This is a genomic window from Streptomyces sp. NPDC048650 (assembly GCF_043199095.1).
Classification (GTDB): domain Bacteria; phylum Actinomycetota; class Actinomycetes; order Streptomycetales; family Streptomycetaceae; genus Streptomyces.
Map to the genome: position 1 here is coordinate 879743 of NZ_JBICVM010000001.1, position 12577 is coordinate 892319.

Annotated in this window: 11 protein-coding genes and 1 tRNA gene; 8 read left to right on the forward strand and 4 right to left on the reverse strand. The window is 69.2% G+C overall.

What is annotated here, in order from left to right:
* Positions 1-2 precede the first annotated feature (2 nt).
* Complete coding sequence (locus ACGFML_RS04080) at positions 3-1487, reverse strand: penicillin-binding transpeptidase domain-containing protein (protein ID WP_393539713.1); 1485 nt, start codon at positions 1485-1487, stop codon at positions 3-5.
* On the reverse strand, positions 1484-2938 hold the full coding sequence (locus tag ACGFML_RS04085) for an FtsW/RodA/SpoVE family cell cycle protein (protein WP_393539715.1): 1455 nt from the start codon (positions 2936-2938) through the stop codon (positions 1484-1486). The genes ACGFML_RS04080 and ACGFML_RS04085 overlap by 4 nt, the downstream gene beginning before the upstream one ends.
* Before the next feature lie 544 nt (positions 2939-3482).
* Here ACGFML_RS04085 and ACGFML_RS04090 point away from each other — a divergent pair.
* The 5 genes from ACGFML_RS04090 (at position 3483) to ACGFML_RS04110 (ending at position 8981) form a co-directional block, all read left to right on the forward strand.
* Positions 3483-4769, forward strand: coding sequence for a cytochrome P450 (locus ACGFML_RS04090; protein ID WP_393539717.1), 1287 nt, complete (start codon positions 3483-3485; stop codon positions 4767-4769).
* A gap of 639 nt (positions 4770-5408) precedes the next feature.
* Positions 5409-6020 (forward strand): LuxR C-terminal-related transcriptional regulator, encoded by a 612-nt coding sequence (locus tag ACGFML_RS04095; RefSeq protein WP_393539719.1) that lies wholly within the window; start codon positions 5409-5411, stop codon positions 6018-6020.
* A gap of 272 nt (positions 6021-6292) precedes the next feature.
* Entirely contained in the window at positions 6293-6988 is a 696-nt protein-coding gene (locus ACGFML_RS04100) for a hypothetical protein (RefSeq protein WP_393539721.1), read from the forward strand.
* Between the two features lie 176 nt (positions 6989-7164).
* Positions 7165-7758 (forward strand): DUF5819 family protein, encoded by a 594-nt coding sequence (locus ACGFML_RS04105; protein ID WP_393539723.1) that lies wholly within the window; start codon positions 7165-7167, stop codon positions 7756-7758.
* The gene (locus ACGFML_RS04110; RefSeq protein WP_393539725.1) at positions 7755-8981 is read left to right on the forward strand and encodes an HTTM domain-containing protein; all 1227 of its coding nucleotides are present in this window, start codon (positions 7755-7757) and stop codon (positions 8979-8981) included. Before ACGFML_RS04105 ends, ACGFML_RS04110 begins: the two co-directional genes overlap by 4 nt.
* Before the next feature lie 57 nt (positions 8982-9038).
* Here the strand turns inward: ACGFML_RS04110 and ACGFML_RS04115 are convergent, their stop codons facing one another.
* Positions 9039-9428: a hypothetical protein gene (locus ACGFML_RS04115; protein WP_393539728.1), complete on the reverse strand. Its 390-nt coding sequence runs from the start codon at positions 9426-9428 to the stop codon at positions 9039-9041.
* Between the two features lie 597 nt (positions 9429-10025).
* Here ACGFML_RS04115 and ACGFML_RS04120 point away from each other — a divergent pair.
* Entirely contained in the window at positions 10026-10520 is a 495-nt protein-coding gene (locus tag ACGFML_RS04120; RefSeq protein ID WP_393539731.1) for a hypothetical protein, read from the forward strand.
* 87 nt (positions 10521-10607) lie between these two features.
* Here ACGFML_RS04120 and ACGFML_RS04125 read toward each other — a convergent pair.
* Positions 10608-10679 (reverse strand) — tRNA-Arg (locus ACGFML_RS04125).
* Positions 10680-10893: 214 nt separating this feature from the next.
* Between ACGFML_RS04125 and ACGFML_RS04130 the strand changes: the two genes are divergently transcribed.
* Positions 10894-11478 carry a PleD family two-component system response regulator gene (locus ACGFML_RS04130; RefSeq protein WP_393539733.1) on the forward strand — a complete coding sequence of 195 codons (585 nt, stop codon included), beginning with the start codon at positions 10894-10896 and terminating at the stop codon, positions 11476-11478.
* A gap of 108 nt (positions 11479-11586) precedes the next feature.
* Positions 11587-12570 carry an ArgS-related anticodon-binding protein NrtL gene (gene nrtL, locus ACGFML_RS04135; RefSeq protein ID WP_393539735.1) on the forward strand — a complete coding sequence of 328 codons (984 nt, stop codon included), beginning with the start codon at positions 11587-11589 and terminating at the stop codon, positions 12568-12570.
* Positions 12571-12577 lie beyond the last annotated feature (7 nt).

Consider the following 12577-nt stretch of genomic DNA (forward strand, 5'->3'; position numbering starts at 1 on the left):
GGTCATTGTGGCGTGCGGCCGTTGCGGGTGCCGTCGCGCAGTGCCGCGGCCATCACCCCGCGGGCGATCGGTGCCGCGATGCCGCCACCGCTGATGTCCGAGCGGTCCGCGGCGGCGTCCTCGACGACCACGGCCACCGCCACCGCCGGTTCGCTTCGCTCCTTCGCCCTGGCCCAGGAGATGAACCAGGCGTACGGCACGCCCTCGTTGTGTGCGCCGTGCTGCGCCGTCCCGGTCTTGCCGCCGACCGTGGCGCCCTTGATCGCCGCCTGCCGCCCGCTGCCGTGCTCGACGACGTCGGTCATCATCTCCTGGAGCCGCTCGGCGACGCCGGGCTCCATCGCCTGGTGTGCGGACCGCTGCGACCCGGCGGCCAGGACGGTTCCCCGGGAGTTGGCCACGTCGTCCACCAGATACGGCGGCGCCAGTACGCCCCCGTTGGCGACCGCCGACGCGACCATTGCCATCTGGAGCGGGGTGGCGGCGGTGTCGAACTGCCCGATCGCCGACAGCGCCACCTGTGAGGCGTCCATCCGCGTCCCGAACGTGCTCGGCGCCACGGGGGAGGGGATCCGCAGCCGCCGGTCGTTGAACCCGAACCGCTCGGCGGTGTCTGCCAGGGCGTGCAGCCCGACCTCGGCGCCCAGCCGCGCGAAGACGGTGTTGCAGGAGATCCGGAAGGCGTCCTTGAGGCTGGCGTTGCGGCAGCCGTGCGCCGTGTTGCCCAGGCGGGTGGTGGTACCGGGCAGCGTGTAGGGGTCGGGGGTACCGGTCGGGGCGTTGATGTCGGTCACCGCGCGGCTCTCCAGCGCCGCCGCCGCGGTGACCACCTTGAAGACCGAGCCCGGGGGGTACGTCCGGCCGATCGCCCGGTTGAGCATCGGCCGCTGCGCCGCGCCGGTCAGCCGCCGCCAGGCGTCGCCGACCGCCGAGCCGTTCCCGGAGAGCGCGCCGGGGTCGTACGAGGGCGTGCTGGCCAGCGCCAGGATCCGACCGGTGCGCGGCTCGATCGCGGCCACCGCCCCCTTCCTGCGGCCCAGCCCGAGGAACGCGGCCTGCTGCATCGCGGGGTGGATGCTGGTGGCGACGCTGCCGCCCGGCCGGTGCCCGCGGATCAGCCGGTCCCGCCAGGGGAAGGTGGCGAGCCGGCCGTCGGTGCCGGCCAGGATGCCGTCCTCGGCGCGTTCGAGCAGCGAGGTGCCGTACAGCTGCGAGGAGTAGCCGGTGACCGGTGCGTACAGCGGGCCGTCGGAGTACGTCCGCTCGTAGCGCAGCCGGCCGCCGCTGTCCCGGGAGCCGGTGACCGGCCGGCCCGCGACGAGCACCGGGCCCCGCGGCTGTGCGTAACGGGCCAGCGCGGCACGCCGGTTGGCGGGATGGGCGGTGTAGGCGTCGGCCTCCCACAGCTGGACCCGGGCGGCGTTGACGAGCAGGGCCAGCAGCAGGAGGAGACAGAGGGCGGCGGTCTGCCGGATGCAGCGGATCACGGGCGACGCTCCGGCCCCCGGCCACCCGCCGCCGGGCCCGCACCTGCGGCCGGATCCGCACCCGCGGCCGGATCCGCCACCCGCCGGCGCCCCCGCCGCGGCCGCTCGGGCCCCCGCGCCCGGTCACTGAGCCGTGCCAGCAGCGCCACGATGATCCAGTTCGTCACGACCGACGAGCCGCCCTGCGCCAGGAACGGCAGCGCCATCCCGGTCAGCGGGATCAGCCCCATCACCCCGCCCGCGATGACGAAGACCTGAAGGGCGGGCAGCGCGGCGAGCCCCACGGCCAGCAGCCCGCCGAACGGCTCGCGGATGCCGAGCGCGGCGCGGAACCCGCACCCCACCAGCAGCGCGTACAGCACGAACAGCGCGCAGAGCCCGGTCAGCCCCAGCTCCTCGCCGAACGTCGCCAGCACGAAATCGGACTTCATGGCGAACCCGATCAGCTGCGAGTCGCCCTGGCCCAGCCCCGTGCCCAACAGCCCGCCCGCCGCGAACGCGAACAGCGACTGCGCCAGCTGGCCCGGCCCCTCACCGGCCGCGGCCCCGGCGAACGGGTGCAGCCAGTCCGCCACCCGCCCGTGCACATGCGGCTCCAGCGTGCCGACCGCCACCGCGCCCGCCCCCGCCATCAGCAACCCGACCACCAGCCACCCGATCCGGCCGGTGGCGACGTACAGCAGCACCACGAAGATGCCGAAGAACAGCAGCGAGGTGCCCAGGTCCCGCTCCAGCACCAGCACGCCCACGCTGAGCAGCCAGATCGCCACGACCGGCCCGAGCACCCGGCCGGTGGGCAGCCGCAGGCTCCACATCGTGCGCCCGCTGACGTCCAGTGCCTCGCGGTTCGCGGCGAGATGGGCGGCGAAGAAGACGGTGATGAGTACCTTGGCGAACTCGCCGGGCTGCAACGAGAGTCCCGCGACCCGGATCCAGATCTTGGCGCCGTTGATCGCCGGGAACCCGATCGGCGCGATCATCAGCAGCAGCGCGAGGGCCGCACAGCCGGTGGCGTGGCGCTGGAGCGTGCGGTGGTCGCCCAGCAGCACCACCACCCCGGTGAACAGCCCCACACCCACCGTGGACCACACCAACTGGGCGGGTGCGGCCGAGTCGCCCGGTGTCTCCAGGTCGAGCCGGAAGATCAGCACCAGCCCGAGGCCGTTGAGCAGCACGGCGATCGGCAGCAGCAGCGGATCGGCGTGCGGGGCGCGGAAGCGCACGGCGAGATGGGCGAGCAGCGCGAGCGCGCCGAGGCCCGCGCCGTACTTGGCCGCACCCGCCGGGAGGGCGTGCTCCGTGGAGAGTCCGACGACCAGGTAGCCGCAGACGCTGATGAACACCGCGCCCGCCAGGAGGCCCAGTTCGATGCCCCGCCGCTTGGGCGGCAGCGGCAAGGGTGGGGGAGTGTCCGCGGGGCGCGCGGGAGCCGCCGGTGCCGTTGCCGTCATGCCAGGCAACGTAGCAAGCACCACGCTATATATCCGTTATGTCGCACCCGGCGCCCGCGGCGGGGTCGGCGCCCGGCCGGGTGGGCGAAGCGGCCGGACCGGCGTCGGGTCCCGGCGCGGTCGGCCGGGCGGGGGCGGGTGTGCCGTCCCGCCGTCGCCGCGGCCACGAGATCTTCGCCACCCCCGGCCCCTGGGGGTGGTGTCGGGCCCGGTGTCTCAGGGATCTTTCAGGGTCGGGCTCAGGGATGTCCCCCCTCGTTCCGTGAACGCTCCCAATGACAGTTTGTAAACTCGTCCGGACCGACCGATCGCACCGAACGAACTGAACAAACAGACCAAAAGCACAAGGCCGAGCTCGTCACGCTGATGTGGACGCCCGAAGACACGGTCGTTCGCATGGACCTGCGCCATGACCACCGCAGGCGAGGGGCTATGGCGTACGTCTCATCCGGGCACGCCGAGTGGAGGTCTCGTGCCGCCGCGGCCCCTTGGGGCCGCGGAGCGCGGGTGACCGACCCCCTCGACGAAAGGCAGTATTAGCGTCATGACGACTCTCCGTTCCCGGATCATCGCCTGGGCCGGCCGCATGTATCTGGCGAGAACGCGCAGAAAGGGCTTCGACCTGTCTCGAATGTCCTTCTTGCCCGAGTCGGTCCTGATGCCTTTGCGGCGCGATGGGCTCGACCCCGTGGGCGATCTGGGGGCCGTCCGGGAGAAGGAGCCGATCAGCAAGCTGCCGGTGCCGATAGCCGCCAACGTCTGGCTGGTCACCGGCTACGACGAAGTCAAGGCGGTACTGGGCAAGGCCAATGCCTTCAGCTCGGACTTCACCAACCTCGTCGGCAAGGCCGGCGCGGGCGCCGAACAGAACCCGGGCGGCCTCGGTTTCGCCGACCCGCCGGTCCACACCAGGCTCCGCCGCCTGCTGACCCCCGAATTCACCATGCGCCGCCTCGGCCGGCTCACCCCCCGCATCCACGAGATCGTCGAAGAGCGCCTCGACGCCATGGAGGCGGCGGGCCGGAGCGGCGAACCGGTCGACATCGTCCATTCCTTCGCCCTGCCCATCCCCTCGCTCGTCATCTGCGAACTCCTCGGCGTCCCCTACGAGGACCGTGCCGACTTCGAACGCCTCAGTGCCGCGCGCTTCGACCTCTTCAGCGGGGCGAACGCGTCCTTCGGTGCCATATCCGAATCGCTCTCCTACTTCCGGGACATCGTCAAGAAGCAGCGCGAGAATCCGGGCGACGGCCTGCTCGGCATGATCGTCAAGGAACACGGCGACTCGGTCAGCGACGAAGAACTGGCCGGCCTCGCCGACGGCGTCCTGACCGGCGGTTTCGAAACCACCGCCAGCATGCTCGCCCTGGGCGCCCTGGTCCTCCTCCAGGACCCGAAGCACTTCGCGGCCATCAAGGACGGCGACGACTCCGTCGAGCGCTATGTGGAGGAGCTGCTCCGCTACCTCACCGTGGTCCAGGTCGCCTTCCCCCGTTTCGCCCGCGAGGACATCGAGATCGGCGGCGTGCAGATCTCCTCCGGGGACGTCGTTCTGTGCTCCCTCAGCGGCGCCGACCGCGACGGCGAACTCGGCCCGGAAATGGAGCGGTTCGACCCCTCGCGGAATGTTCCCTCGCACCTCGCCTTCGGTTACGGAATACACCGCTGCGTCGGCGCCGAACTCGCCCGCATGGAACTCCGCGCCGCCTATCCCGCCCTGGTCCGCCGTTTTCCCGACATGCGTCTGGCCGTGCAGCCGGAAGACCTCGAATTCCGAAAGCTGTCGATTGTCTACGGCATCGAGTCCCTGCCCGTCCACCTCGGCAACTGAGCGGCCCGGCGCGCTCGTTCCGCGCCCGCCGCACCGCTTCCCCCGACCGGACACCCGGCCGTACCGGCTCGGTGTCCGGTCGGCGCATTCCGCCGCGGCGCCCGCACACGACCCCGGCGCGCGCCGCCGCGACGAGAAGCCTCCGCGCTCGACCGAGCGCAGGAAGCGCCGCCCACACACGGCAGAGCCAACTGGTCCGCCGCCCCTTGGCCGGCCCCTTTCTCGATCCGCCACGGGCCGGGCCGGCTGATTTCTCATCCCCTTCCAGGGGATTCTTCCGAAATTCAGCCACCGAATGCAGAGTGTCGTCACACGGCTCGGCCCCCATGCCTTCTCCGCCGGAAAGCGGGACCGCTGACACCCGTATCGGCCGTGGATTCCGCTCACCGACCACACGCACCACACGCCCCGTGCCACCCCGGCCGCACGGCCGCCGACCGCGGCCCGGGCGCCCGCCACCTGAACGATGGACGACCGTGGGCCCGCGCAGGTCAGGGGGCGGGCCAGGTGAGCCACCTGGCCTATTGAGCATGCCGATCTCCGCCGATGCAGCCATTCTGAGTCCAGACGGTAGGGCCGCCGGCCGATGACTCCGTTGCCCGTCGTACGGCGGGTGTTCCTACCTCTCCTGGAACCTCGATGAACCCACCTCTGACGCCGATCACTGTCATCTGCGACTGCCCGCTGGTTCTTCACGGCCTCGCGCATGTGATCAATCCTGAGCCGGATCTGCAGATTGTGACCTCGGTCAGGAGGGCCGGCGATCATCGCAGCGAGGGGAACGGCGGAGGGGTCGTCCTGCTGAACCTGCAGGTGCCTACCTGGGAGGTGTCCAGTGTCGTCACCCAGCTGCACCGGAAGGGGCATGCGGTCATCGTGTTGTCGGTCTCCGAAGCGCAGACAGACGTGGTCCTGTGCATCAGGGCCGGCGCGCGCGGTTACCTCGGACAGGCGATCAGCGAGACCGAGTTGCTCACCGCCATCCGTGCCGTGGCTTCGGGACGCAGTTACTTCTCTGCCCGCTTCAACGGGCTGGGCCTGCCCGTGCCGCCTCTCCACATCACCGACCGTGAGAGGCAGATCCTGCAACTCCTCGCCAACGGCGCCACGGACCGGGAGATCGCCGTCAAGCTGGATATCACGGAAAACACGGTGCATTCGCATCTCGACCGCCTGCGCAGCAAGAGCGGATCCCACCGAAGGGCAGATCTGACGCGGCTGGCGCTACACTATGGCCTGACGGGTGATTGACTTTTGAAGGAAATTAGGCAGTTCTACCCACGTGGTCGTCGGCGATCTCGCCCACACGTAAACCAGCCATTCCGCCTCTTGATCTGACGAGCGATGGGGACAAGTGTTGTGTCCGTTAAGGATGCGACGAGAGCAGCGCCAACAGCACGTCGTGTAGCGGCCACGCGTTAGAGCGCTCAAGTGGAAGCTTCACGTCACCGGAATTCCGGTTGACGATCATGAAACTTACGCAACTACCCCATCGAGACAATTAAATTTTCACGAGGCCGGCCATGAAGAAGAAGATATGGCAGAGCATAGGTGTCGCAGCAGCTGCTTGCCTGGCGGTGAGCACATATGGTGTAACGGCCGCCAGTTCCAGTGAACCCCAAACGGTCGGTGCAGCAGCTGCACAGAGCCATGCCAGCGCAAAAGCACACTCCAAGACGAACATTCCGGATCGTAGAGTGTGCTTCAGGCAGAACCACAAGTGGAAGTGCTTCAATAAGTTTGTGGGCGGCGGCGGTCAGGGTAATGCGATCGGCAACGCCCGGGGTAACGCAGGAAATGCTGCTCAGGGTAATGCGATCGGCAACGCCCGAGGCAATGCAGGAAATGCTGCTCAGGGCAATGCCATCGGCAATGCTCAGGGCAACGCTGGTAACGCTGCTCAGGGCAATGCCATTGGTAACGCGCAGGGCAATGCAGGTAACGCTGCTCAGGGCAACGCCATTGGTAACGCGCAGGGCAACGCTGGTAACGCGGCTCAGGGCAATGCCATCGGCAATGCTCAGGGCAACGCTGGTAACGCGGCTCAGGGCAATGCCATTGGTAACGCGCAGGGCAACGCTGGTAACGCGGCTCAGGGCAATGCCATTGGTAACGCGCAGGGCAACGCTGGTAACGCTGCTCAGGGCAACGCCATCGGCAATGCTCAGGGCAACGCTGGTAACGCCGCCCAGGGCAACGCCATCGGCAACGCGGGCTAGTAGCCATGGGGACCGGAAAAGCCAAGAAGCCGTCTGAGGCAAAGGCGGCGGACGAGGCACTGCCGGACAGGCCCGCGCCGACCGGACACTCTCCGGGCGGCGCGGGCCAGGGCAGCGGAGTGCCGCCGGACCGTGTCGGCGGACCGGGGGGCATCTCCGGTCTCTCACGCGTATCGGTGAGCATCATCGCCCTCGCGGTGGTGGGCGTGTTGATCGCGGGCGTCGTGCACCTGGCGATGGTCTTCCTCAACGTCGCCCCCGTGAACTCCTTCTCCACGCAGCACGCCGCAGGGATTCACAAGTACATTTCCCCCGACTTCACGCAGGGTTGGAAGCTCTTCGCCCCCAACCCGCAGGCGCAGAACTCTCATGTGCAGGCACGCGCGACGGTCCTGATGCCCGACGGAAGCCTCGCCACCACCAGCTGGGTGGACCTGAGCGCGCTGGACGAGTCACGGATCGTGCACAATCCCTTCCCCAGCCAAACGCACCAGAACGAGCTCTCTGTCGCCTGGACCAACTTCGCCGCCTCACACGACAACCAAGGTCGTCCCCTCGGCGCGTCCGCACACCAGGCGCAGGAATACCTGTTGCGCATCGTCGCCCATCGCTTCGGGCCGCACTTCAACGGCGGCACGGTGGTCCGTGTCCAGGTGCGCTCGGCTGTCACCCCGGTGGCGGCGCCTCCCTGGACCCATAAGGACACCGACACCAAGACCAGCTATCTGGCGCTGCCGTGGTGGGCCGTCAACAGCGAGGACTTCTCATGACCGCACCCTCTCCGGCCACGCCCGGCCACGCACACGTGCCGCCGTCTTCCGCCGGGCTGCGGCGCAGTATCGGCGCCGCGATAGGACGCGGCCTCGAGCGCATCACCGGCGGTGCCATCGCGCCCTACCAGTCGGCCGTCCTGCGGATCGGCCTCTCGCTCACCTGGCTCGCCCTTCTGCTGCGTGAATGGGTGCACCGCAACGAGCTCTACGGGCCGGGCAGCCCGTGGAGCTGGACCATGGCCCATGAACTGATCGGCACGCACCAGACCCTCAACGCCCTCATGTGGTCCGACAGCCGGCTGTGGTTCGAGATCGTCTACGTGATGGCGATCGCCGCGTCGGTGATGCTGTTCCTCGGGTGGCGGACCCGTACCGCCTCGCTGCTCTTCATGGCCGGTGTGCTGGCACTCCTGAACCGCAACCCCTATGTGGGGAACGCCGGCGAGGACGTCATCCACATCATGGCGATCTACCTCGTGTTCACGCGTTGCGGCCGGGTCTGGTCGCTGGACGCGCGGCGTTCCGCGGAGGGCCGGGGCGGTGGACGCGACGCCGTCGGGATCGTCATGTGGGTGTTCCTCACCGCCGCACTCACCCTGGTCACCGTGCTGGGCAAGTTGGGCACGGGCTGGGCCGTGCTGCTCTGGGGCTTCGTCGTCGTGCAGGCGGCGTGGTGGCTGGTGCGCCGCCGGGCGCCCGGCGAGCCCCGCACCGTCATGGAGATGGTCGGCAACGTCGTGCACGCGGGGGCGATACTCGTGATCGCGCTCCAGGTGTGCCTGATCTACTCGGCGTCCGGCTGGTACAAGATCCAGGGCTCCAACTGGCAGGACGGCACGGCGCTCTACTACCCCCTGCACGTGGCCGTCTACACCCCGTGGCCCGCCGTGTCCCACGCCCTCGCGAGCAGCAGCCTGATCGTCCTGCTCCTGACCTACGGCACGGTGTTGGTGGAAGTCGCCTTTCCCTTCACGCTCTTCACCACACGCGTGCGCACCGTGATGGTCCTGATCATGATGAGCATGCATGCGGGCATCGGTGTCCTGCTCGGCCTGCCCTTCTTCTCGATGGCGATGATCGCGGTGGACGCGATCTTCCTCCCGACCGCCGTTCTCCGGTGGACGGTCGACCGCGTTGCGCGCGCGGTGCCGCGGGCGCGCCGTGGTGCCCAGCCCCAGGTGGCCCAGGAACAGGCGGAGCCCGTCCACGACCGTGCGTGAGGGGAATGAGGTTCTGCTACGCGGCCGCGAGTGGGGGTGATGCGTGAGCGCTGTCCCTTATCGCGTCGCGGCGCAACCTGTAGTTGCGGTTGGACGCGCCGACGCGCGCACCGGGATTGGGGTGCCGTCCGCGAATTCATACAGCCGAAAGAAGAGACCGCCAACGCCCGGCACTCGCGCGACGTTACCCAAGAGCCCAAGAGGTGCCCCGAATGCAAACGCCAGCACTCCCCATGCCACAATTTGAGAACCTGAGCCTGAGGCGCCGGCTTGCAATCCGTCCGGGGCGGCGGCAAGAATCGAATCCTTGAACAGGTAGTAAGTAACCACCCCGATGGCCAGCCCAAGAGGCGCAAGAATGACTGATTCAATCTTGGATTGACGGAAATAGCCCACCAGAAATGCGTAACAGGCCCATGACAACCCGCCGGAGAAAATGACATCCACGACCACACCGGCGGGACTGTTCCACTTTCCGGCAAGAGGGCCTAGTAGGCCAAGCAGCAAACCAACCCCGAGTGGTGCTGCCAGCGACAGAGCGCGGGCGCCCGGAAAGTTTCCGATTTCTCTTCCCCCGTTCGGTCTGAGCCCAAGCGGAGACAGTAGAGCTCTGGGTCCACCCCGCCTGGCAGGAATTCACCCCGCAAAGCGGGTCGCATTCAAGCGTTATTGTAGTAAGCGTAGCAAGTGTATGCCAGGCCAATGGTTGCATTGGCGTAGGAAGTCGCGTCCTTTGCCACCCAGCCGCTTGAACGGTCGACGTTACGGGAGTTTCCGGGCGCTCCATCCAGCCACAATTGGTTCGAATTCAGCTGTGAGTACGTTGAGGAACGGTGGAAAGGCGGCGCGGCCAGGAGCCGTGACAGCATTACCGATGGGCTGGCCACGGCCGCCCTGGTCATGGTGGACGACGGCAAGGAGTAGCCGGACGGCGAGGTCCTGCGGGCCGCTCTCCGGCGGACCGTTGTCCCGGCAAACAGGGAATCTGAGACCCCCGAGCATCTCGTTCAGGCGCGGAGCCGGCTTGGGAGGCGCTCGCTTCGGGTGAAGGAACTCGAAGACCCGAAGCGGGCCCGGGAGTTGGCCTACCAGCTCACGCGGAAGCTCGACGGAAGCGCGGCTGCGGGAGACGTGGCCCGTCGGCGACGCCGAGTCGTCAATACGGCCTTGGAATGGGCCGTGGAGATCGAGGAGTTGACCGCGAACCTGCTCACGAAATTGAAGCGCAAGCGAGTCGCGGCACGCTCCCCGCTCACCGGCCGCCCGTACGACCTCCGTCACGCCTGCATCACAAACTGGATCAACGCCGGGGTGCCGGTCCCCGAGGCGGCGAAGCGGGCGGGCAACTCGGTGGAGGTGATGCGCCGCCGGTACGAGGGGTGCATCGACGGCCAGGAGGAAGAGCACAACCGGAAGATCGAAAGGGCGCTCGGCGGGGAGGAGGAAACCCGAAGCGGCAGGGGTGTGAACCGTAAGCCCCCTGAATCCCTCTCGCAGGTCTCTCGCAGGTCTCTCGCGAACAGTTCGAAACAACAATGAAGGGCCGGACTCAGTTGAACTGAGTCCGGCCCTTCATACACGGCACTTTGACTGGTCAGCGGTGTCATCACGCTGGTCCGGCTTCTGTGCCCCCGGCAGGATTCGAACCTGCGCACACGGCTCCGGAGGCCGTTGCTCTATCCCCTGAGCTACGGGGGCGTTGCCGCCTGTGTTCTCGTGGCGACGGGTAGAACACTACCAGCTCTGATGGGGTGTTCAGGAACAGGGTTTTTCCGGGCGGGACGACCGGTCCGGCAGGGGTTGTAGCGCATCCGCAGGGCGCGTCGGCGGCGGTCGGGGAAAGGTCCCCCGCACGGGGGCGGAAGTGGGCAAAACCGGGACGCAGCCGCAGGTGGGCCCCTAGCCTCATGGTGTGCCTGGCTTGTCCGGTCGGATCCTTGTCGTCGATGACAACAAGGTGATCCGGCAGTTGATCAGGGTCAATCTCGAGCTGGAGGGCTTCGAGGTGGTGACCGCGGCTGATGGTGCCGAATGTCTGGATGTCGTGCACCACGTGAGACCTGATGTCGTGACCCTTGATGTCGTGATGCCGCGGCTCAACGGTCTGCACACCGCGGCGCGGCTGCGGTCCGATCCACGGACGTGGGACATCCCCATCGTCATTGTCAGCGCATGCACCCAGGGCGAGGTGGGCAACGGCGAGTGGGTGGGCGTCGACGCCTTCCTGGCGAAGCCGTTCGAGCCGGCCGAGTTGGTACGGACGGTGGACCTGCTCGTGCGCGAAGGGCGCCGGCGGGAGCCCGGTACCGACGGCGAGGGCGAGGGCGAGGGCGGGAGCGCGGCCGTGGGCGTTCGCGCCGCCGAGGGCGGGGTGGGCACCGCGGTACAGGTCGGCGGATGCCGGACGCGAGCCGACGCCGGGCCCGTCGGCGTGGGGCCGGACACCGACGTGGCGACGGGCGGGGGAGCGGAGCCCGCCGCCCGGCCCGGCGGCTGAGCTGCGGCGGGTCGTCCCGCACCAGGGGAGCGGCCCGCGGGTCCGTGGAGATGTCCACAGGGCGAAACCGGTCGCGTCTTCGGCGGGCTTCTCCCATACGCTTGTCCCGTGACCCCCGCCGAGCTCTCCCGTACCGTCCTGCGCTCCGTGCGCGGTGCCGTGGACGCGAAGGAGCTCTCCGTGCCGGTGCCGGTGCGGATCGTGCTGCGTCCGCCACGGCGGGCCGGGTGCGGGGACTACGCCTCCAACGTCGCACTGCAGCTCGCCGCGGACGCGGGACGGCCGGCCCGGGAGGTCGCCGAAATCCTGCGGAAGCGGCTGGCGGGCAGCGCCGGGATCGCCCGGGTGGAGATTGCCGGGCCGGGCTTCTTGAATTTCACCCTGGGCGACGGCGCGCAGGCCGCCCTCGTGCGGGACGTGCTGGCCGCCGGCGACCGCTACGGCGAGCGCGAGGCCGGGGCGGCCGCCGTCGAGGGGCCGGTGCCCGCCGGGGCCCGCGGCGTCGTGGTCGCCGAGGCACTGGCGCGGATCACGGCGGCCGGTCCGCAGGGTCGGAAGCCGGCCGTGGCGGCGGCTGCGGATCAGGAGCTCGCCGGGATCGTCGCCCGGCTGGGGGAGGACGAAGCGCGCTGGGCGCTGCTGCGGCCTGCGGCGCGGGACACGGTACGGCTGCCCGAGCGGCCGGTGCAGCGGGAGACGAACCCGCGGTTCCGGGTGCAGTACGCGTACGCCCGGACCCGGGCCTGCGCACGCGGCGCACGGGAGCTGGGGTTCACGGCCCGGCCCGGGGAGGTCGCCCCGGCGCAGTCGCCGTCCGGTCCGGCGACCCGGTCCCTGGCCGCCCTCCTCGCCACCTACCCCGCCGCCGTCGAAGCGGCCGCCCGACACCGCGCCCCGGACCGGCTGGTGCGACATCTGGAGGCGACGGCGGATGCGTTCTTCCCCTGGCACGAGGTGTGTCCGCCGCTGCCCGTCGGAGAGCAGAAACCCTTGGCCGCGCACCGCGCCCGGCTGGCCCTCGCCGAGGCCGCCGGAACGGTGCTCGCCAACGGCCTACGCCTGCTCGGCATCTCCGCTCCCGAACATCTGTGACGTGAAA